This window comes from Rhizobium sp. 01N447_2 (genome assembly GCF_056399245.1).
This window is the reverse complement of sequence record NZ_JBFTQY010000017.1, coordinates 57,328-78,089: the sequence shown is the minus strand read 5'-3', so window position 1 is coordinate 78,089 and position 20,762 is coordinate 57,328. Positions and strand designations below refer to the sequence as shown.

The window sequence follows — 20,762 nt, the reverse complement described above, 5'->3', positions numbered from 1 at the left end:
TCCGTTATTTCGTGAGCGACAGCGCGCCCGGCGCACCGGCGAGCGAGCGGGTGGGCGAGGAGGTGGCGATCAGGATGACGAGGGTGAGCACGTAAGGCGCGGCATAAAAGAGGTAGTAGCCTTGTGTGACGCCGACCGATTGCAGCGCCGGGCCGAGCGCGCCGGCACCGCCGAAAAGCAGGGCAGCGAGGAAGCAGCCGATCGGGTTCCAGCGGGCGAAAATGACGAGGGCCACGGCCATCAGGCCCTGGCCCGACGAAATGCCTTCGTTCCAGGAACCCGGATAGTAGAGCGAGAGATAGGCACCGCCGATTGCCGCCAACGAGCCGCCGGCGGCCGTCGCCAGCAGGCGAACCCGGTCCGGGTGAATGCCCATGGCACGGGCCGCGTCGGTGCTGTCGCCGACGACGCGCAGGATCAGACCGATCCTCGTATTCTTGAAGGCCCAGAACAGGAAGAGGGCAAGGGCTGCGCCGATGAAGAACAGCACGTTGATATTGAGCGCCGCCTGGATCTGCGGAGTGCTCGACCAGCCGCCGAGCGCGATCGAGGGCAGTTTCGGCGCCACCGGCTGGATGAAGGATTTGCCGAGGAAGAACGCCATGCCGAGACCGAACTGCATCATGGCGATGCCGATGGCGATGTCGTTGACCTTGGGGAATTTGCAGATCCAGCCGTGGATGAGGCCGAAGATCGCGCCCGCCACCATTGCGGCCAGCACGCCGAGGGTCGGGGAGTTAGTCATGACGGCCACCGCATAGGCCGTCATGGCGCCGAAGACGAGCGTGCCTTCGAGGCCGAGATTGATGCGGCCGGAGCGTTCGGTGATCGTCTCGCCGAGGCTGACGAAGATGAAGGGGGTGGAAACGCGGATGGCGCCGGCGAAGATCGCCAGCGGCACGCCCCAGATGCCGATGCCTGTCTCTTCCATCAGAGGCTCCTTTTCCAGAGGTCGGGATTGAAGATCTTGAAGCGGCCGTAGAAGGTCTCGCAGAACAGAATGACGATGAAGAGCGTGCCCTGCAGCACCAGAACCGTCGCATCCGGCAGGCCCATGCGCCGCTGGATGAGGCCGCCCGAGGCGTCGATGCCGCCGAGCAGGATCGCCACCGGAATGATCGCCAGCGGATTGTGCCTGGCGAGGAAGGCGACGAGGATGCCGGTATAACCGTAGCCGGCGGCAAGCGAGGCATTGGCACTTCCCTGCACCGCCGCCACTTCGATCATGCCCGCCAGGCCGGCAAAACTGCCGGCAAGCGCGGTAAATCCGGCGATCAGCCTGCCGACCGGCAGTCCCTGGATCTGCGCGGCGCGCACGTTGCCGCCGGCAATGCGGGCGGCAAAACCGTAGCTCGTGGCCTCGATCACGATCCAGGAGACCACACAGGCGAGGATGCCGATGACCAGGCCCCAATGCACGTCCATGCCGGGAATATTGCCGAGCATGTATTCCGCCGGCAGCGGCCTGGTTGACGGCTTGTTGAGACTTGCCGGATCGCGCAGCAGCCCTTCGACGAACTGGTTCATCAGGGCAATGGCGATATAGGAGAGCAGCAGCGACGAGATGGTTTCATTGACGCCGCGATAGTGGCGCAGGAAACCGGCAAGGCCGATCCAGATGCCGCCGACCACCATGGCAGCGATCGCCATCAGAATGAGGGTGAGGAAGACAGGCGCGGTGCCGGCGAGCGGCAGACCCATGGCCGCGGCGGCAACGCCGCCCAGCACGACCGCTCCTTCCCCGCCGATGATGACGAGGCCGAGACGGGCGGGCAGGGCGACGCAGAGTGCCGTCAGGAGAAGGGGTGCGGCACGACTTAAGCTGTTCTGCACCGAAAACCAGCTGCCGAAGCCGCCGGTGTACATCAGTTGGAAGAGGGTGGCCGGCGACTTGCCGACCGCCAGGATGAAGAGGGAGAAGAGCGCAAGACCGATCAGGATGGCCGCGAGGCCGATGACAACAGGCTCGGCTCGCCGCGCGATCCATTCGAGGACGGGGCGCAGGGAAGCCGGTTTTTCGACGATGGCTATTGCGGGATCATTGGCCTCGATGGTCATGGCGCTTCTCCCTTCGCGGTTTACGCCGTGGACCCGACGACGCCCTCGACCAGATAATTCATGCTTTCGAGCTCGATCGCGTCTTCGGCGTAGCTCTTGTCGGCAGCCACGACGGTGTCGCCCTTGTTGTCCTTCAACGGTCCCTTGAAGACCGAGAAGCCGCCCTTCATCATGTCGGCCTGCGTGGCTTCGAAGGCCTTGCGGCCCTCCGCGGACACACCGGGACCGAGCGCGCTCATCTTCACGAAGCCGTCCTTCAGGCCGCCACGTACGAAGTTGCCGAGCTTTTCGCCGGCCTGCGCCTTCTTGACAAAGTCGCTGTAGACGTTGCCCCAGGCCCATTCGGCGCCGGTGAGGTACTTTTCAGGAGCAAGCGGGCTCTGATTGGCATGATAGCCGCAGACGAAGGCGCCGCGGCCGGCAGCCGTCTCGACGACCACTTTGGGGCTGTCGACGTGGCAGGTGATGACGTCGGCGCCCTGGTCGACCAGCGCATTGGTGGCTTCGGCCTCCTTGACGGCGAGCGACCATTCGCCGGTGAAGATCACCTGGCAGGTGATACCGGGATCGACTGTGCGCGCGCCAAGCAGGAAGGCGTTGATATTCTGCAGAACCTGCGGGATCGGCTTTGCGGCGACGAAGCCGATCTTCTTGCTCTTCGTCGCATGGCCGGCGGCAATGCCGTTCAGATACTGGCCCTGGAAGATATAACCGAAATAGGAGCCCGTGTTGGCCGGGTTCTTGCCTTCCTGCCAGAGGCCGCCGCAGTGGCGGAACTGGATATCGGGATGTTTGGCGGCCACGGCCAGCATGTGGGGGTCGAAGTAGCCGAACGAGGTCGGAAAGAGCAGGGTCGCGCCATCCAGGTTGATCATGGATTCCATGGTCTTCTGGACGTCGACGGTCTCCGGCACGTTCTCTTCTTCGACCAGCGTCACACCCGGCATCGCCTTGATGGCGGCCGCACCTTCGGCATGCGCCTGGTTGTAGCCATAGTCGTCCTTGGGGCCGACATAGATGAAGCCGACGGTCAGCGCGGTTTGGGCTGCGGCGGAGGAGGCGATCAGGCCCGGCATGGCGCCGGCAAGCGCACCGGCAGCGGAAGCCTGGAGGAAATTGCGGCGGTTCATGGAAAGGAGTTTGGTCATCGGAAATGCTCCTTGCGGCGCTGGGCCGGTTGTGAACGGGTACGGAAAAGTGCATGCAATGTATGTGCCAGAAATTAATCTGTTGTTTTTTATAGTTTATCCATTCCAGCAAGACTTGCGCATTGCAAAGTGCATACAGATTGATCGAATTCTTGCGCAAAAAGTAATCAATAGATATTTCTTGTTCATTGTGACTGCGTCGTTGGCACAAAGTCGAGTTACCCGAGGTATCTCCTGCATCAGAAAGCGAAAATTTAACAATATCTTCGCCGTCTGATTTGACTTATCGAGTCTCGAACGTCATCTGTATGCAGAGTGTTGAGGTGAGCAGATTCGTATCGTGAAGCAGACCAGGCGCAGAGAAGTGATCCGCAGCGGAACCACCGTCGAACAGATGGTGCGGGCGATTGCCGACATGATCGTCACAGGTGAAATGCTGCCGGGCGCGAAGTTGGACGAGGTATCGCTCGCGGTTCGTTTCGACGTTTCGCGCACCCCGGTGCGCGAAGCTCTGCGTGAGCTAGGCGCCATGGGATTGGTCGCGCGCGAGCCAAACCGCAGTGCCGTCGTTACCAATGTCACCGAAGCCTATCTGCATTCGATGTTCGAAGCGATGGCGGAACTCGAAGCGATCTGCGCCAGGCTCTCGGCCGAGCGTATGACGGTCGACGAGCGGCGCGCGCTGGAGCTGGAGCATCGGGGATCGATGAGGCTCGTGCATGCCGGCGCGGAAGAAGAATATTCGGCTCACAACACCGAATTCCACACCCGGCTTTATCGTGGCGCGCATAATGATCACGTCTTCGAGATGGTGATGCAGACACGGGCGCGGCTCGCGCCCTTTCGGCGGGCGCAGTTCCGCCTGCCCGGGCGTCTGGCAAAATCCTATGAGGAGCACGGCCGGATCGTCACCGCGATCATGCGCGCTGACGCCGCCGCCGCGGGGCAGGCGGCATATTCCCATGTGGAAATTGTCAGCGATGCCAGCGCGGTATTTGCAACGCCCGGGGAGTAAAGAGGGCGCGACGCCCGAAATCAGGCGCCGCTAAAGCGCGTCGCGATCTTTCAGATTCGCTCCTCGCGCTTTAGGTCCTTGTTTTTACGCATGTCGTTGTCGCAAAACCGTCGCACACTTTTGCGCGACATGCTCTGGGCCCCGCTACGAAGGCGAGAAAACCACGGCCGGCAAACGCCGAAGTTATGTCCCGGCCTCTACTCCGCCGCTTCGATGAAGCGGTGGCGTTCGTAGAGGAACTTCAGCACGGCTTCACGGCATTTGAGATATGTCCGATCGGAGGCGAGTTCGATGCGATGGCGGGGACGGGGCATGGTCACATCGAGCACTTCGCCGATGCGGGCCGCCGGGCCGTTGGTCATCATGCCGATGCGATCGGACAGCAGCACCGCTTCGTCGACGTCATGGGTGATCATCACCATCGTATTGCCAAGCCGGGCGTGGATTTCCATCACCGCGTCCTGCAGATGAGCGCGGGTCAGCGCATCGAGCGCGCCGAAGGGTTCGTCGAGCAGCAGGATCTTCGGCTCCATTGCAAGCGCGCGGGCGATGCCGACGCGCTGTTTCATGCCGCCTGAAATTTCCGAAGGCCGCTTATCCCTGGCATGCGCCATCTGCACGAGATCGAGGTTGGCCATCACCCACTCATGCCGCTCGGCCTTGGTCTTCGTTCGGTTGAAGAGTTTGGAGACGGCGAGATTGACGTTCTCGTAGACCGTCAGCCAGGGCAGCAGCGAGTGGTTCTGGAAGACGACGGCGCGCTCCGGACCGGGTCCGTTGACCTCACGGTTTTCAAGCAACACGGCGCCGGCCGAAACCGGGGTCAGGCCGGCGATGAGGTTGAGCAGGGTGGACTTGCCGCAGCCCGAATGGCCGATGATCGAGACGAATTCGCCTGCGGAAATCGTCAGGTTGATGTCCTTCAGGACCTCGGCGCGCACGCCGCCCCGATCGAAATGTTTGTCGATATGATCAAGCTTCAGATAGGCGTTCATAGGTGCGTTCCTCAGTTGGCCATGGCGCCGCGGGTGATGAGTTTGCCGAGTGCGGCCACCAGCTTGTCGAGGGCGAAGCCGACGATGCCGATATAGGCGAGCGCGACGATGATGTCTGGAAGGCGCGACGAGTTCCATGCGTCCCAGATGAAGAAGCCGATGCCGACGCCGCCCGTCAGCATTTCTGCCGCGACGATGGCGAGCCAGGAGAGGCCGACGCCGATCCTGAGGCCGGTGAAGATGTAAGGCGCTGCCGAAGGCAGCATGATCTTCCAGAAAAACTCGAACTGGTTGAGCCGCAGCACCTCGGCGACATTGCGGTAATCCTGCGGGATATTGCGGACGCCGACGGCGGTGTTGATGATCACCGGCCAGATCGACGTGATGAAGATCACGAAGATCGCCGAGGGGTTGGAATCCTGGAAGGCTGCGAGCGACAGCGGCAGCCAGGCGAGCGGCGGAACCGTACGCAGCACCTGGAAGATCGGATCGAGGCCACGCATCGCCCAGACCGACTGGCCGATGATCGCACCGACGACGACGCCGGTGACCGCTGCAAGCCCAAAGCCATAGAGAACGCGCTGCAGCGAAACGAGCACGCGCCAGCCGAGCCCGATATCCTGGGAACCGTAGTTGAAAAACGGATAGGCGATCAGGTCATAGCTATCCTGCCAGACCCGGTGCGGTGAGGGCAAAGACGCATCCGCCGACGAACAGAGCACCTGCCAGACGAGCAGGATGAGTGCCAGTACGACGAGTGGCGGAACGACGTTGCGAAGTGCGGTCAGTGCCGCTCGACGAAAATCGATCCGCGATCCGTGCTTGCCGGAAAATGGCAGAACCTTTGCCGCCAGCTTGGCAGAGGCGGCCGTGGAGGGATTTTCTTTATTTGCCAGGGCGAACATCAACGCGCTCCTCACGTGAATGAAAGGCCGGCGCGCCCGTTGCGCGCCGGAGCGGGTCAGGAGACAGCCTTGATCGAAAGGCTGTCGAGATAGGCCGAGGGATTTTCAGGGTCGAAGACCTTGCCGTCGAAGAAAGTCTCCTTGCCGCGAGAAGACGATGCGGGGATATCGGCCGCCGCGACGCCGAGATCCTTGGCGGCCTCGCGCCAGATGTCTTCGCGGTTCACCTGGTTGACCAGCGCCTTGATGTCGGTGCTCGCCGGCAGATTTCCCCAACGGATGTTTTCCGTCATGAACCATGTGTCGTGGCTCTTGAACGGGTAGGAGGCGCCGTCCTTCCAGAATTTCATATAGAGGTCGGTGGCCTTGACCTCGCGGCCGTTGCCATAATTGATGTCGCCCTTGAGGCGACCGAGCACGTCCTTCGTCGGAACGTTGAACCATTGGCGCTTGCCGAGAATGTCAGCCATCTCCGCCTTGTTGTCCATGCTTTCGCACCATTGCTGAGCCTCCATGACGGCCATCAGCAGGGCCTTGGCAGCATTGGGATTCTTTTCGATCCAGTCGGCGCGCAGTCCGAGCGCTTTTTCAGGATGACCCTTCCAGAGCTCGCCGGTGGTGGCTGCGGTAAAGCCGATGCCCTGGTTGACGAGCTGCTCATTCCACGGTTCGCCCACACAGAAGACGTCCATGTTGCCGACCTTCATGTTGGCAACCATCTGCGGCGGCGGCACGACGATGGTCGAAACGTCCTTGTTCGGATCAATGCCGCCGGCGGCGAGCCAGTAACGGATCCAGAGGTCATGGGTGCCGCCCGGGAAGGTCATGGCGGCCTTGATCTCCTTGCCCTCCGCCTTCTTTTTCTCGAATGCGGCCTTCAGCTTGGAGGAATCGAGCTGCACGCCGGTTTCGGCATATTCCTTGGCGACGGAAATACCCTGGCTGTCGAGGTTGAGCCGGGCAAGGATCGCCATCGGCACCGGTTTATTGTTCTGCGTCACCTTGCCGGTATGCATGAGATAAGGGAGCGGCGACAGGATATGCGCACCGTCGATGCCGTTTGCCGCGCCGCCCAGCACGAGATTGTCGCGGGTCGCACCCCAGGAGGCCTGTTTGGCCACATCCGTTTCCGGAAGGCCATGCTTGTCGAAAAAGCCCTTTTCCTTGGCGATGATCAGCGGCGCGGAATCCGTGAGCGCGATAAAGCCTAGCTTGACACCTGTCACTTCAGGGCCTGCTCCGGCCGCGAAAGCGCCGGACGGAAAGGCCGTCTTGACAGCGCCGATGAGGGCAGCCGCTGCAGTCGTCTTGAGCATGCCGCGGCGGGTCATGCCGGTTGTAAAAATCCCAGTCTGCAAATTCTTTGTCATGCGCAGGTTCCCTCTGCTGGCTGAATTTGGACACAAAAAAACGCCGCCGGAAATTGCGTCCAGGGGATAGGAGAATCCCGGAGCAAAAACCTTGCGACGTCGGTGTCTATTGTAGGCGCTTATGCCGCGCCTATCTGCGCCGGTCGCCATTGACCGATGCGTCTCAGAACCTGCAAGCAGCGTGCCAATTTCGAGAGGAGATGGTAACGGCATGAAGCAAAAGGAGAAATGCGAAGAATTGACTGATGCCCATTTCTTAGGCTTATTATTTTCTGCTTCCGTTTTGTGCGATTGCTACCGTAATCGCAGCCATGGGAGCGCTCTATTTGTGCAGTGCACGCAATAGGGAAGTCGCGATCACCCAGACCGCATGGCGGATTCTGCCCGTCTCATTCGTCGGTATTGCCACCGGGAAAGCTCAGGAGGGAAAGGTCAATGCGTGGCGATTGCCTCGCCATCCCCTCATTTCATTGCAGCAAAGATACGAGGCCGTAGAACGCCGCCGATATTGCTGCAGCCGCCGGCATCGTGACGATCCAGGCTATCACGATGTTGCCGGCCAATCCCCAGCGCACGGCGGAGACACGACGAGCCGCGCCCACTCCAACGATTGCTCCGGTGATGGTATGCGTCGTCGAAACGGGAATACCGAGCCACGTCGCTCCGAAGAGTGTCAAGGCTCCGCCGGTCTCTGCGCAGAAACCTTGCATGGGGTTGAGCCGGGTGATCTTCGACCCCATGGTATGAACGATCCGCCATCCGCCAAAGAGCGTACCGAGAGCCATTGCCGACTGGCAGGAAATGACCACCCAGAAAGGCACGTAGAATGTCGGGCCGAGATATCCCTGGCTGAACAAGAGCACCGCGATGATGCCCATCGTCTTCTGCGCATCGTTCCCGCCATGGCCAAGCGAATAGAGCGAAGCGGACACAAACTGCATAATGCGAAATGTCCGATCCACCGCAAACGGCGTTTGCCGGACGAATAGCCAGGAGACGGCGAGCACCAGCACCAGGGCAAGCAGGAAGCCGATCGCTGGCGAAAGGAAAATAGCGCCGACCGTCTTTAGAAGGCCGTTCCAGACGATCGAGCTGAAGCCAACCTTTGCCAGACCGGCCCCCACCAGCCCACCGACAAGCGCATGCGACGAGCTGGATGGAATCCCCAAAATCCAGGTAAGAATATTCCAAATGATCGCGCCCATGAGGGCGGCGAAGATCACTTGAGGCGAAACGATCGCAGGATCGATGATGCCGGTCCCCAGTGTCTCGGCCACATGTAGACCGAAGAACAGGAATGCAATGAAATTGAAGAACGCCGCCCAGGCGACCGCATACTGTGGCCGCAGGACGCGGGTCGAGACGATCGTGGCGATCGAATTGGCCGCGTCATGCAGACCATTGAGAAAATCGAAGAACAGGGCGACGACGACCAGGCCGACGAGCAGCGGGAAAGCGAGGGAAGCATCCATCAGACGTTCTCGATGAGAATGCCGCTGATTTCGTTGGCGACATCCTCGAAGCGGTCGACGACTTTCTCCAACTCTCCGTAGATTTGGCTTCCGATCATGTAGGCCATCGCGTTGCCGCCGGGGCCATAACGTAAAAACAGATCCTTCAAGCCCTGGTCGTGGAGTTCATCGGACCGTCCCTCCACTCGGGTGACTTCCTCCGCGATGGCCGCAAGACGCTGCGCATTGGCTCCCAATCTGTCGAGGAGCGGTATCGCTTCCGCAATGAGGTTTGCTGCCTTGACGATTTCGCCGCCCATGTGCTGCATAAGCGGATCGAAGCTCGATTGCTCGAACAAGCGGATCGTCTTGACTGTCTTATGCATCATGTCGATCGCATCATCCATCGACTGGATGAGATCCTTGATGTCGCCGCGGTCGAAAGGCGTGATGAAGCTTCGCCGAACGGCAAGAAGAACCTCGCGCGTGACGTCATCGGCCTCATCTTCCAATGTGACGATACGTTCGCAGTTTTTCTGGACGTCATTGCCTTGCAAGAGTTGATCGAGGGCGTGCGCTGCGGCAACGACAGTTTTCGAGTGCTTGGAAAACATTTCAAAGAATCTGTCTTCCCGTGGCATCAGCTTGCGAAAAATGCTCATCATGCCTGCGAACCTTCCTCGTGCGGCCGATTGTCATAAAAGTGTCATAAACACGCTCAGGCAGTTGAAGCAACAAGCAAATTCGGTAACTCAGTCAATATGACGCCTAGCAAAAAAGGCAGGAAGCCTCGACCGGACAAGTCCCAGCCACTGCTGCGGCAGCTCGCTGCTGTTCCTGAAATGCTGTTCGCCGGTGCATTCCGTCAACAATACGGCGCACTTTGCTTCCGTCACGGCAATGGCGGATCCGAGGTCGAAATCCTGGTGATCACATCGCGCGAGAGCGCACGCTGGGTCATCCCGAAAGGATGGCCGATGAAAGGGAAAAAGCCTTTCGAAGCAGCAGCAATCGAGGCCTGGGAGGAGGCAGGCGTGCGCGGGGTGGTGAAGAAGAGGCCGGTCGGCCGCTATACCTATCTGAAAGAACTCGACAACGGCGATGTGGCGCCCTGTATCGTCGACATGTTTCAGATTGAAGTCACGGAAATCAGCGGCGATTTCAAGGAGCGGGGTCAGCGTATTCTCGAATGGGTCAGCCCGGATGAAGCGGCAAGACGCGTTCGCGAGATCGAACTCAAGTCGCTGCTCGTCCAATTTGAGGCGCGCGGCCGCAAGAAACGCGATCGCGGCTGACCACAGGCTTTTTCGCCGACGCGTTACAGCGCCGCGCGTCTTTTTAGGGAATTATGCAGTAGGCGTTTGATCCCGAAAACCCCTTTCCGCACTATGCCCTATCGCTCGAATGGTTCGCCGAGCGAAGCCACGCCGTTCAGTTTCAGCAGACGACGGTCGGCGGAGATGATGCCGAGCACGATGATCGTGACGAGATATGGCAGGCTCGAGAGCAGTTGCGAGGGAACGTCCAGTCCGGTTGCCTGGGCTGCAAGGCCCATCAGCGAGACCGCGCCGAAGAGGCAGGCGCCGAGGAAGATACGACCGGTGAGCCAAGTCCCGAAGACGACGAGGGCGATGGCGATCCAGCCGCGCCCGGCAATCATTCCATCGGCCCAGAGTGGTGTATAGACTACCGACGCATAGGCGCCGGCGAAGCCGGCCATCGCACYGCCGAAGGCGATGGCGAGGACGCGGACTGAGATTACCGAATAGCCGATGGCGTGAGCGGCCTTCGGGTTCTCGCCGACGGCGCGGACGATGAGGCCAAGCTTGGTGTAGGCAAATATCGCCCACAAGGCCAGCGTCGCGGCGAGTGAAATCCACACGACGATGTCCTGGACGAAAAGGCCGCCGACAACCGGCAGTTCCGAAAGCCCCGGAAGGGCGAGCTTCGGAAGTCCCCTGACTGTGAGGCTTTCATAGGTCTTGCCGAAAAGCGCGGAAAGGCCCTGGCCGAGAATGCCGATGGCAAGGCCCGCTGCCACCTGGTTTGCCCGGAATCCCAGCGTGACGAAGGCGAAGAGCAGCGAAAGGACAGCGCTGCCGAGCCCGGCTGCGACGAAACCCAGGAGATGTCCGCCGCCCTGGTAGACGATAATGAAGGCGAGCACGGCACCGAAGGCCATCAATCCCTCGACCCCGAGGTTGAGGACGCCGGCGCGCTCGGCCACCAGCTCGCCAAGGGCTGCGAGAAGAAACGGTGTCGCAGCCGCAAGCATGCCGGCAAGAATGAACTCGATGGCGTTCATGACGGGCTCCGGTGGGCGGCGCGGCGCCATTCAAGGCGATAGCGCACGAAGGCGACGGCGATCAGATAGGCGAGCAGCAGGCTGCCCTGGAAAACACGGACGGCGGCGATCGGCAGGTTGGCCGAGACCATGGCATTGTCGCCGCCGATATAGATGACCGCCATGACCAGCCCCGAGATCACGATGCCGATCGGATGCAGGCCGCCGAGATAGGCGACGATGATGGCCGCATAGCCATAACCGCTCGCGACCGAACGCTGCAGTTGGCCGAGCGGACCGGCGACTTCGGCAGCCCCGGCAAGGCCGGCTGCAAAGCCGCCGATCAGCAGCGAAAGCCAGATCGCCCAACCTTCCCTGAAGCCGGCGTAGCCGGCAGCCCGCGGTGCCAGACCACCGACCTGCAGCTTGTAGCCGATGAAGCTCTTCTGCATGAAGATCCAGGCCACAACAGACAAAGCGAGCGTAATCAGGAACGAGACATTGACGCGGGTGCCGGCAATCAGGGTCGGCACCATCGCATCATACTGGAACATCACCGACTGGGGGAAGTTGAAGCCGTTCGGATCCTTCCAGGGGCCGAGCAGCAGATAGTTCAGCAGTTGCGCCGCAACGAGGCTCAGCATCAGTGAAACGAGGATCTCGTTGGCGTTAAGGCGCACGCGCCAGAAAGCGGTGAGAGAAGCCCAGAGAGCGCCGCCGATGGCGCCGAGCAGCAGCATTGCCGGCCAGATCCACTGGCCCGTCGCTTGCGGAAACCAGACCGGAATGGCAGAGGCGAAGATCGCACCGAGAATGAACTGGCCTTCGGCGCCGATGTTGAAGACCTTGGCGCGAAAGCCGATCGCCAGCCCCTGGGCGATCAGAAGGAGCGGTCCTGCCTTTAAAAGCACCTCCGAAAATGACGCCCAGGAGAGGAAGGGCTCGAAAAGCATCGCATAAACGACCGCGACAGGGTCGCGGCCCATCAAGATATAAAGGCCAAGGTTGAGCGCGATCGCTATGACAAGTGCCATGACGGGCGCGAGCAAGGTCGCGGCAAGCGAGGCGCGCTCCCGGCGGACCAGGGTGGGAACGAAAGCAAGGGACCAAGCGCTCATTACTGGACTTTCTCGGGCGAGGCTTGTGCCCCGATCATGTATCGGCCGATCTCCTCGGGCTTCGTGTCGCGTGTTGCGAGCGGCGGGCTGAGCCGGCCGTGGTGCAGCACCTGGATGGAATCGCAGAGCTCGAACAGTTCTTCCAGCTCCTCGGAAATGACGAGGATCGCCATGCCCTGATTGCGCAATGCGACCAGACGGCTGCGGATGGCGGATGCAGCGCCGATATCAACGCCCCAGGTCGGCTGCGCCACGAAAAGCAATTTCGGAGACAGCATGATTTCGCGGCCAACGATGAACTTCTGCAGATTGCCGCCGGATAGAGTGCCGGCTTCCGCATCCGGGCCGGGGGTGCGGACATCGTACTGACGGATACAATCCTTGGTGAACGCCAACGCCCGCGCCCTGTCGACGAGACCGTGCCGCAAAAGCTTGAGCGGATGGGCCGTCAGCAGGCTGTTGAGGGTGAGCGACATTTCGGGGACGGCGCCGCGTCCGAGCCGGTCTTCCGGAACGAAGGCAAATCCGAGCGTCCGCCGCGCGGCGGCATCGAGCCTGCCGACATCCATCCCCATCATGTAGATCCGGTCGCGTTGGTCGCGCCCCAGCAGCGCCTCACCTGAAATCAGTGCGGCAAGCTCGCTTTGGCCGTTGCCCGAAATACCGGCGATCCCGAGGATTTCGCCGGCACGCACTTCAAGGCTGATGCCGGAGAGCGGCACGGCAAAGGGATCGTCGGGCTGATAGTCCAAACCGATGATCTCCAGCCGCTTTTCGCCGCCAGACAGTGGCAGCGCCGAGATGGGAGCGGGCATATCGCGGCCGATCATCATGCGGGCAAGGTCATGGGCATCATGTTCGCGCGGATCGACATCCCCGGTCACGCGTCCGCCGCGCAGGATGGTCGCCCGGTCACAGATCGCCCGGATTTCCTCCAACTTGTGGGAAATCAACAGGATGGAAACGCCGCCGTCGCGCAGCCGTCGCAGCGTGTCGAAGAGCTTCTCCACCAGTTGCGGCGGCAGGACGGAGGTGGGCTCGTCGAGGATCAGCAGCTTCGGATTGGTCATCAGGCTTCGGATGATCTCCACCCGTTGCCGCTCGCCGACGGATAGCGCATGCACGTGGGCGAGCGGGTCGACCTCAAGACCGAATTCCCGTCCAAGCGTGCGAATGCGTTCCTTGAGTTCAGCCTTGCGACCCGGCACAACCAGCCGAATATTCTCCAGGACCGTCAGGGTCTCGAACAGCGAAAAGTGCTGGAAGACCATGCCGATGCCGTGGCGCCTCGCCTCGGCGGGGGAGGCGAGGCGCAAGGGCTCTCCTTCCCAGACGACATCTCCGTCGTCCGGTTGCTCGACGCCGTAGATCAGCTTCATCAGCGTCGATTTTCCCGCCCCGTTTTCGCCGAGGATCGCATGGATCGATTGCGGAGCCACGTCCAGATCGACTGCCTGATTGGCGTGGATCTGGCCGTAGCTCTTCGAAATGCCGCGCAGCGACAGGAGCGGGGCGGTCATGACTTATTTCGGCAGCGGCGTCGACACGCCCTTGACGTGCCAATTCATGGCGATGATCTCGGCGTCGGCCATGGTTGCGCCGGATGCGACACCTTCGCTGCCGTCGGCCTTGGTGATCGGCCCGGTGAAGGGCGAGAAGCTGCCGTCGGCGATCTTTACCTCGATCTCCTTGATCTTGGTCATCACGTCAGCTGGAACATCCGGGCTCCAGTCGACCACTTCGACGACCTTGTCGGCGACGCCGAGGAACGCATTGGCGCCCTTGAACGTACCGGCAAGGTGAGCGTCGACCGACGCCTTGAAGAACGGCGACCAGTCCGTCGAGATGCATCCGAGATAGGTTTTCGGTGCGTATTTCTTCATCGAGGAGTTGAGGTTGAAGGCGTAGACGCCGGCTTCCTCGCAGGCCGAAATGACGGACGGCGTGTCCTGGGCGTTGGAGAAGATCACGTCGCACTTCTGCGCGATCAGGGCTTTGGCGGCTTCCTGCTCCTTGGCCGGGTCGAACCAGGAGTTCACCCAGACGACCGAGACCTCGATATCCGGCTTGACGGCCTGGGCGCCGAGGGTGAAGGCGTTGATGGAGGTGATCAGTTCGGGAATCGCAAAGGCGGATACGGAGCCGAGCTTGCCGGTCTTGGAAAGTGCTGCGGCAGCCATGCCGAGCAGATAGGTGCCCTGGAAATATTTGGCGGCAAATGGCGAGAAGTTCGGAGCGACCTGGAAGCCGGAGGCGTGCAGAACCGTGACGCTCGGATCGCGGCGGGCGATCTGCAGGGCGCCGTTCTGATAACCGAAAGAGCCGGCGACCAGGAACTTGTTTCCGTCGGCGACGGTCTTGTTCATGATGCGGTCGGCGTCCGGGCCTTCGGCGATATTCTCAAGCACGGTGACCTTCACCTTGTCGCCGTAAGCGGCCTTGATCGGCTCGAGACCGGCGGCAAGTGCATGCCCCCAGCCGACGTCGCCGATCGGCGACGGGACGACGAGCGTGATGCCGAGCGGTTCGTCGGCGGCCAAAGCAAGACGGCTGCCGAGCACGCCGGCAAGGCCGGTGGCGGCAGCGGCCGTCATTAGGTTTCTGCGGGTCAGTTTGGTCATGTTCTCAGTTCCCTCTTTTGGTTTTTTTAAAATTCCACGGTCGATAGTGCAGCCTCGGCATCGGCAGCCAGCTTGGCCTCGTCGAGACCGGGGAATTCGCCCTTCTGCCAGACGATGCGGCCATTGATCATGGTCATGTCGGTCGCCATACCGATGCCGACGCGGGCAATCAGGCTTAGCGGGTCGTGCCGCGTGCCGACATAATCCATACGGCGAGTGTCGATCGCAAACAGGTCAGCGGCCATGCCGGGCGCCAGCCGGCCGACATCACGCCGGCCGAGCAGGCTGGCACCTCCTGACGTGCCGTAGCCGAGGAAATCGACCGGCGGCGGCACGGGATGGGCACGCCCGGAGGCGACGAGGCACTGCAGCATGTAGGCCGAATGCAGGCAGTGCATCAGGTTGGAATTGTCGTTGGAGGCAGCCCCGTCGCAGCCGAGGCCGACGCGCAGGCCGAAGGCGGCCATGGCGGGAATGTCGGTGACCTCAGCGCCGACCAGATAGACGGGTTCCGGGCAATGCGCGACACCGGTGCCGCTGGCGGCCATCTTCCTGAGTTCGTCATGGGTGAGCTCCCAGCAATGGGCATAGAAGGCATCGGGCCCGGCAAAGCCGAGTTCTTCGAGATAGTCGACCGTGCGCATGCCGTGGCGCGCCTGGATGACCGGGCTTTCGCCTTCGCCGACATGGGTATGCATCATGACGCCGCGATCACGCGCCAGCGCCACCGATTCCACGAAGGTCTCGCGATAGCAATTGACCGGCTGGCAGGGCGCGACCACCACCTGGCGCATGCTGTAGGGGCCGGTATCGTGGTAGGTCTCGATCAGCCGGGCGCAGTCGGCGATGAACTCGTCGGTCGTTTCCAGCATCTCGTCGGGGATGGTCGAGCCTTCCGACTTCGGCAAGGTGTTGCCGCCGCGGCCGGCATGGAAGCGCATGCCGAGCAGCTCGGCCGCTTCGAACTGGCGGTCGATCAGCCGCTTCCCGGCATGCCGGGGGAAATTGTACTGGTGGTCGAAGGCCGTGGTGCAGCCGTGCTTGATCATCTCGGCCATCGCCGTGACGGAGGATTGGTAAAAGCATTCCTCGTTGAGCTGCGAAAAGATCGGGTAGATGCGGTCCAGCCATTCGATCACCGAGAGCTTCGTCCAGTCGAGATCGGCGCGGTTGCGCACGAAGCACTGGAAGAAGTGATGATGGGTGTTGACGAGGCCCGGATAGACAAACCAGCCGGCGGCATCCTGAACGGTCGTGCCGGCAGGCAGTGCGTCCGCCCCCAGATTTTCGCCGATCGCCAGGATCGCCGGACCGCTGGTCAGGAGATCGACATTGCGATGGACGACCGGTCCCTTGCCCTCGTCGACAATCACGGCTGCGCAGTTCTTCAGGAGATATCCAGCCATGTCACGCCTCGCCCGGTTCGATATGAGGTTCGGGCTTCAGCTCGTGCAGCCGGTGAATGCCTGGCATTTCGATAAACTTGTCGAGGGCGCGCAGCGCCCGGGACCAGAGCCGGATGGCGGGATAGGCATCCAGCGTGACGCCCCCATCGGGCGCCAGCGCTACATAGGGAAAGCAGCCGATGTCGGCAATTGTCGGCCGATCGGCGGCGAGGAAGCGCATGCCGCGAAGACCCTGCTCGACAAGCCCGGCTTCAAGCTCGCGAAGCGCGGCGATGCCCAGGGCCTGCAGCGCGCCGATATCGCCCGGCCGCAGCAGCATCTCATGGAGCCGTGCTGCCCCGAGGCTTGCCGTCAGCCGGCCGGAGAACGACAGCCATTGCTGCACCCGTGCCGCTTCCTCGGCCGTACCGCTGCCGAGCCACTCGGGTGCTGCCTTGGCGGCAAGATAGACGAGGATCGCCGACGATTCCGTCAGGATCAGGTCGCCATCCTCCAGGATCGGAATGGAGCCTGCCGGGTTGAGCGCAAGCAGCTCGGGACCGCGATGCTCGGCGCCGGGATGGAAATCCACCGGCCGCAAGTCAAGCTTCACCCCGGTCAGCGCCGCCATCAGACGCACCTTGTAGCAACTGGGCGAGAGAATGTAGTCGTAGAGCTTCATTGCGCCACCAGCTGTGCGCCGTAGGTATAGTTGTGACGCTTCAGCCAGCGCCGGTAGGCGATCGATGTCAGATCGGCCCGCGTCGGGATTTCCATGCCGGGGTCGAGCGGCAGCAGCCGCGGGATCTGGTTTTCGAGGATCGAGCGATCTTGCAGGAAGATCGTCTGCTGGAAGTGGATGAGGTCGGTCATCGCGGTCTCGTCATCGAAGAGCGCCATCCATGGCCAGACGTCGCACAGGTCCTCTGCCAGCGGCTGCACGAAGAGCGTGATGACATCCCATTCGCTCGGGCGCGGCGGGCAGGTCTTGTAAAGCACGGAGCAGGTGGGCGCCGGCACACGGTACATATATTCCGTCGTGATCCCGCCGCTTGCCGATTTGGCGGCCTGCGGCTGGTAGAATTTCACTTGCGTTGCCCAGACCTCGTCTTCTTCCTCGCGGATCTCGACCTTGTAGTTCTGCACCTCGGTGTGCGGCTCCGCGCCGAGAATGTCGGTGTGGACGAAGGGGAAATGGGCGATGTCGAGGAAGTTCTCGACGGCGCGGAGCGGCGAGCAGCGCACTCGCACCACGCCGACATCGACGAAGCGACGGCCGGGCTGGTCAGCCTCGGGAATTGGGAAAAGCTCCTTCTTCGGCTCGCCGAGGGAGGACCAGACATGACCGTAACGCACACGCACCGGCAGAACACGGCCATCGCCGCCCGTCACCTTCGCATTGCCATCGCCATCGCGCGCCACTTCGATCGGCTCGCCCATCAGCGCCGTCTTACGGCCGGCGCTGTCGAGCTGGCTGAAAAGCCCGACCGGATACCATTCGTCGATCATCGCCTGCACGGTCATTGCGCGACCTCCTTTTTCTGAAGATCCTCGGCTCGGCGGCGCAGGCTCTCGGCGACCCGTGAAGCACCGATGCCCGCCTCCGGGCCGGTGTCACCCTTCAGCAGCACATGGATCAACGTCTGTCCGTCTTCCCAAGCGGATAATAGCAGACAGACGGTCCCGGTGGATGCGTCGATCTCGACTAGACCGACATTGCTCGCCTTCGCACCGGCCGCCGCCTCGATCGCCGCGACGCCGGCGAATGCCGTCAGCGAACGCAAGKGAGTGAGGTCATCAAGCCTCGGTGGCTTCGAAGCGGGCGCACCCACAGCCACCCAGATCACGTTATCTGTTTCCTCGACGTCATGGGTGGCGACGCGGATTGTCTCCGGTGGTGTCAGGCCTGGATGAGCCGGAATGCGGAGACAGTTTCCGGCCTGGCCGTAGCTCCAACCGTGATAGATGCAGGAGAGCGTCTCGCCGCGCACGAAGCCGTGAGACAAGCGCATGCCACGATGCGGACAGCGATCCGCCGATGCCGATATGCGCCCCGAAGCGCTACGCCACAGGGCAATCGATCCGGCTGCCGTCCGTGCCGGTATGACGGTTCCGGCCGGCAAATCCCGGGAAAGGGCGACTGGCGTCCAAAAGCCGGTCGTAGGGGATGGCATGACTAGATTTCCCAAACAAAATCATATGCTTGCTGAGCACGCCCTACCTCGCCCTCGAGGCAATTCCGCTCAACCTTATCAGGTTTGCATAATTATTTCGCATTGGCAACATTGAGTAAATAATATGCACGGAGGAAATATCTTACAGCCCGGCACTGGGTCTTTTTGCGCTGAGCGCGGTGCGCTCTATCCTCTCGACCCATACGTCGATGGGCCCGAGAGAGCATCCCATCTCCATCATGTCGATCAGCTCGACCGGCCCAGCAACCTCAAGTTCGATCCGCATGGAACTCGTATGAGATATGGTGTGCGAAAGCCCAAGCTTGGCGGCATGGCGCCGGATCCAGGGAACAAAGGAGGCGACCTCGAGATCACCGACAATCGTCATCCGCTCCAGCAGGTAGCTTGTATCTTGTCGCATGCTCGCCTTGCTTTCCTGCACCACAGCGCCTGAAGGAACTGGGGGAAGGGATCATCGCCAAAGAGAGAATATGGCGTCGGAATTTCCTTTGCAAATCCCTGCGGCAACATACCAATTCCTGCCACCGTATCCCTGCGCGTTGGCGCAGCCTGAGCCGCGCTAGCAACTACCAGTCAGCATTGCGACAAAAGCCGTGACCTTGGACGGACGAAACCGAGCTGCCGGATAGACGACATAAATTCCTCCGGCAGGCAGGGTCCAGTCCGGCAACAATCTTATCAGTCGGCCAGCCTCTATATGCTCTCCAGCCAGAAAATCCGGCAGGACGGATATGCCTGCCCCCGCAAGCGTGGCCGCGAGAACCGCAGGCGTCGAATTGCTCATGAGGCTCTGTTGCATCCGCACGGTTCGCCGGTCGAAATCGCCCTGGATAAACCTCCAGACCACCGGCTCCTTGAGGGCCAGGTTGGCGATAAACGGCTGGCCCGCAGCATCCTCTGGACTGTTCAAACTGCGCGTKGCGAAGAAGCTGGGGGACGCCACAAGAAACTGCCGGAACGAACCGATCCGTCTCGCTTGGTGACTGGAGTCATCGAGCCATCCAACGCGGATCGACAGGTCGATCTGATTGGCGAGCAGATCCATCTTCGTATCAGCGAGCAGAAGCTCGACCCTGCAAGCGGGGTACTTCCGGATAAAGGCCGCAGCAATGGGAGCGATCGTGCTCGCACCATAATCATTGGGCGCAGCAATGCGTAGCATGCCTGTCGGCTCGGCATTTGCGCGGGTGATTTCATCGACAGCGTCCCCGGCTTCGCGGAAAATCAAGACGCAGCGCGCGTAGAGAAGCTTGCCGGCCTCGGTCGGCTCGACGCGTCGTGTTGTCCGGAGAAGCAAGCTAGTTTTCAACTCAGCTTCCAGCCGCGCAACCTGCTGGCTGACGACCGTCTTCGTGATCGCGAGGCGCTCGGCAGCTTTCGTGAACGAGCCGGTATCGACGACGGCTGCAAAATAGGCCAGCCGATTGAGGTTGACAGCCTCCATAGCCTTCTTCCATTTGATTGTAAGTTTTTGACATACTTTCTGTCACATTTAACAATATTTATCACTCAATAGAAGTGCACTATCCGTTGGCCATCGCTTCAAGGATGGTCCGATATGCATCTTACCTATCTCTACGATCCGCTTTGCGGCTGGTGCTATGGTGCGGCGCCCGCGCTCGACAAAATGGCCAAGCTTGACAATCTCACCGTCGAGCTTGGGCCCACCGGGCTTTTCGCGGGCGAAGGCGCGCGTCCGCTGGATGAACGTTTCGCAGCCTATGCCTGGCACAATGACCAGCGGATCAACCGGCTCACCGGACAGGTCTTCAGTCAGCTCTATCGCGATCAGGTTCTCGCGGGCGCAGACGGTATGTTCGACTCCGCCCCTGCGACGCTCGGGATCATTGCGGTCGGGCTAAGGCAACTCGACAGCGAGCGCGAAGCTCTGAAGGCACTTCAAATCGCCCGTTATATTGACGGCCGCAACACCTCGGAGATCGCTGTCGTGGCCGACGTTCTCGATCAGGCCGGATTTTCCGATGCCGCCGCTCGTGTCCGGGCTCCGGACGAGGCTCTGCTCGATATCTATCGCAACAGGATCGGAAAGTCCCGCCAACTCATGGCTGCATTCCGGATGGATGGTGTCCCCGCGCTATTGGTCAGCGACGGCGATAAGCGCCGCGTGCTGCGTAGCGATGCCTTGTTCGGCGGCTTTGACCGACTTGCTGCCGAGCTTCAGGCGGCGTGATCGTTCATTTTCAGCAGACCGTTCCA

21 protein-coding genes are annotated in these 20,762 nt (G+C 61.3%); 3 read left to right on the top strand and 18 right to left on the bottom strand.

What is annotated here, in order from left to right:
• Nucleotides 1-4: 4 nt before the first annotated feature.
• From AC1ECN_RS13960 to AC1ECN_RS13950, 3 genes are read right to left on the bottom strand one after another with little or no spacing between them, the layout of a single operon-like run.
• Complete coding sequence (locus tag AC1ECN_RS13960) at nt 5-931, bottom strand: ABC transporter permease (RefSeq protein WP_130662936.1); 927 nt, start codon at nt 929-931, stop codon at nt 5-7.
• The gene (locus tag AC1ECN_RS13955) at nt 931-2,058 is read right to left on the bottom strand and encodes an ABC transporter permease (RefSeq protein WP_130705759.1); all 1,128 of its coding nucleotides are present in this window, start codon (nt 2,056-2,058) and stop codon (nt 931-933) included. The genes AC1ECN_RS13960 and AC1ECN_RS13955 overlap by 1 nt, the downstream gene beginning before the upstream one ends.
• A 20-nt stretch (nt 2,059-2,078) precedes the next feature.
• Nucleotides 2,079-3,206, bottom strand: a complete 1,128-nt coding sequence (locus tag AC1ECN_RS13950) for a BMP family ABC transporter substrate-binding protein (RefSeq protein ID WP_018070740.1) — start codon at nt 3,204-3,206, stop codon at nt 2,079-2,081.
• A 340-nt stretch (nt 3,207-3,546) separates the two neighbouring features.
• On the opposite strand from AC1ECN_RS13950, the gene AC1ECN_RS13945 reads away from it, so the two are divergent.
• On the top strand, nt 3,547-4,221 hold the full coding sequence (locus AC1ECN_RS13945) for a GntR family transcriptional regulator (RefSeq protein WP_018486135.1): 675 nt from the start codon (nt 3,547-3,549) through the stop codon (nt 4,219-4,221).
• A 197-nt stretch (nt 4,222-4,418) separates the two neighbouring features.
• Here the strand turns inward: AC1ECN_RS13945 and AC1ECN_RS13940 are convergent, their stop codons facing one another.
• The 5 genes from AC1ECN_RS13940 to AC1ECN_RS13920 all read right to left on the bottom strand — a co-directional run bounded on the left by AC1ECN_RS13940 (nt 4,419) and on the right by AC1ECN_RS13920 (nt 9,607).
• Entirely contained in the window at nt 4,419-5,216 is a 798-nt protein-coding gene (locus AC1ECN_RS13940) for an ABC transporter ATP-binding protein (RefSeq protein WP_477953249.1), read from the bottom strand.
• An 11-nt stretch (nt 5,217-5,227) separates the two neighbouring features.
• Entirely contained in the window at nt 5,228-6,121 is an 894-nt protein-coding gene (ntrB, locus tag AC1ECN_RS13935; protein ID WP_018070743.1) for a nitrate ABC transporter permease, read from the bottom strand.
• A gap of 56 nt (nt 6,122-6,177) precedes the next feature.
• A complete protein-coding gene (locus AC1ECN_RS13930; protein WP_024320243.1) occupies nt 6,178-7,491 on the bottom strand; it encodes a CmpA/NrtA family ABC transporter substrate-binding protein in 1,314 nt (437 codons plus the stop codon).
• Between the two features lie 467 nt (nt 7,492-7,958).
• Nucleotides 7,959-8,963 carry an inorganic phosphate transporter gene (locus AC1ECN_RS13925; protein ID WP_075223737.1) on the bottom strand — a complete coding sequence of 335 codons (1,005 nt, stop codon included), beginning with the start codon at nt 8,961-8,963 and terminating at the stop codon, nt 7,959-7,961.
• The gene (locus tag AC1ECN_RS13920; RefSeq protein ID WP_477953245.1) at nt 8,963-9,607 is read right to left on the bottom strand and encodes a DUF47 family protein; all 645 of its coding nucleotides are present in this window, start codon (nt 9,605-9,607) and stop codon (nt 8,963-8,965) included. Before AC1ECN_RS13920 ends, AC1ECN_RS13925 begins: the two co-directional genes overlap by 1 nt.
• Nucleotides 9,608-9,703: 96 nt before the next feature.
• On the opposite strand from AC1ECN_RS13920, the gene AC1ECN_RS13915 reads away from it, so the two are divergent.
• Nucleotides 9,704-10,237 (top strand): NUDIX hydrolase, encoded by a 534-nt coding sequence (locus tag AC1ECN_RS13915; RefSeq protein WP_024320240.1) that lies wholly within the window; start codon nt 9,704-9,706, stop codon nt 10,235-10,237.
• 98 nt (nt 10,238-10,335) lie between these two features.
• On the opposite strand, the gene AC1ECN_RS13910 is transcribed toward AC1ECN_RS13915, so the two are convergent.
• The 10 genes from AC1ECN_RS13910 to AC1ECN_RS13865 all read right to left on the bottom strand — a co-directional run bounded on the left by AC1ECN_RS13910 (nt 10,336) and on the right by AC1ECN_RS13865 (nt 19,989).
• Nucleotides 10,336-11,247: an ABC transporter permease gene (locus tag AC1ECN_RS13910; RefSeq protein ID WP_477953244.1), complete on the bottom strand. Its 912-nt coding sequence runs from the start codon at nt 11,245-11,247 to the stop codon at nt 10,336-10,338.
• Nucleotides 11,244-12,344, bottom strand: a complete 1,101-nt coding sequence (locus AC1ECN_RS13905; protein WP_018070749.1) for an ABC transporter permease — start codon at nt 12,342-12,344, stop codon at nt 11,244-11,246. Before AC1ECN_RS13905 ends, AC1ECN_RS13910 begins: the two co-directional genes overlap by 4 nt.
• Nucleotides 12,344-13,864 (bottom strand): ABC transporter ATP-binding protein, encoded by a 1,521-nt coding sequence (locus AC1ECN_RS13900; protein WP_477953242.1) that lies wholly within the window; start codon nt 13,862-13,864, stop codon nt 12,344-12,346. Before AC1ECN_RS13900 ends, AC1ECN_RS13905 begins: the two co-directional genes overlap by 1 nt.
• A gap of 3 nt (nt 13,865-13,867) precedes the next feature.
• Nucleotides 13,868-14,965, bottom strand: coding sequence for a BMP family ABC transporter substrate-binding protein (locus tag AC1ECN_RS13895; protein ID WP_018070751.1), 1,098 nt, complete (start codon nt 14,963-14,965; stop codon nt 13,868-13,870).
• Nucleotides 14,966-14,991: 26 nt separating this feature from the next.
• On the bottom strand, nt 14,992-16,371 hold the full coding sequence (locus AC1ECN_RS13890; RefSeq protein WP_477953240.1) for an amidohydrolase: 1,380 nt from the start codon (nt 16,369-16,371) through the stop codon (nt 14,992-14,994).
• A gap of 1 nt (nt 16,372) precedes the next feature.
• Nucleotides 16,373-17,032 carry a glutathione S-transferase family protein gene (locus tag AC1ECN_RS13885; RefSeq protein WP_477953238.1) on the bottom strand — a complete coding sequence of 220 codons (660 nt, stop codon included), beginning with the start codon at nt 17,030-17,032 and terminating at the stop codon, nt 16,373-16,375.
• On the bottom strand, nt 17,029-17,874 hold the full coding sequence (locus tag AC1ECN_RS13880) for an aromatic ring-hydroxylating oxygenase subunit alpha (RefSeq protein WP_018070754.1): 846 nt from the start codon (nt 17,872-17,874) through the stop codon (nt 17,029-17,031). The genes AC1ECN_RS13885 and AC1ECN_RS13880 overlap by 4 nt, the downstream gene beginning before the upstream one ends.
• Complete coding sequence (locus tag AC1ECN_RS13875) at nt 17,871-18,524, bottom strand: Rieske 2Fe-2S domain-containing protein (protein ID WP_477953237.1); 654 nt, start codon at nt 18,522-18,524, stop codon at nt 17,871-17,873. Before AC1ECN_RS13875 ends, AC1ECN_RS13880 begins: the two co-directional genes overlap by 4 nt.
• Before the next feature lie 142 nt (nt 18,525-18,666).
• Nucleotides 18,667-18,945: an acylphosphatase gene (locus AC1ECN_RS13870; protein ID WP_018070756.1), complete on the bottom strand. Its 279-nt coding sequence runs from the start codon at nt 18,943-18,945 to the stop codon at nt 18,667-18,669.
• Between the two features lie 159 nt (nt 18,946-19,104).
• A complete protein-coding gene (locus AC1ECN_RS13865) occupies nt 19,105-19,989 on the bottom strand; it encodes a LysR substrate-binding domain-containing protein (protein ID WP_477953235.1) in 885 nt (294 codons plus the stop codon).
• A gap of 114 nt (nt 19,990-20,103) precedes the next feature.
• On the opposite strand from AC1ECN_RS13865, the gene AC1ECN_RS13860 reads away from it, so the two are divergent.
• A complete protein-coding gene (locus tag AC1ECN_RS13860; RefSeq protein ID WP_477953233.1) occupies nt 20,104-20,736 on the top strand; it encodes a DsbA family protein in 633 nt (210 codons plus the stop codon).
• Nucleotides 20,737-20,762: the final 26 nt, after the last annotated feature.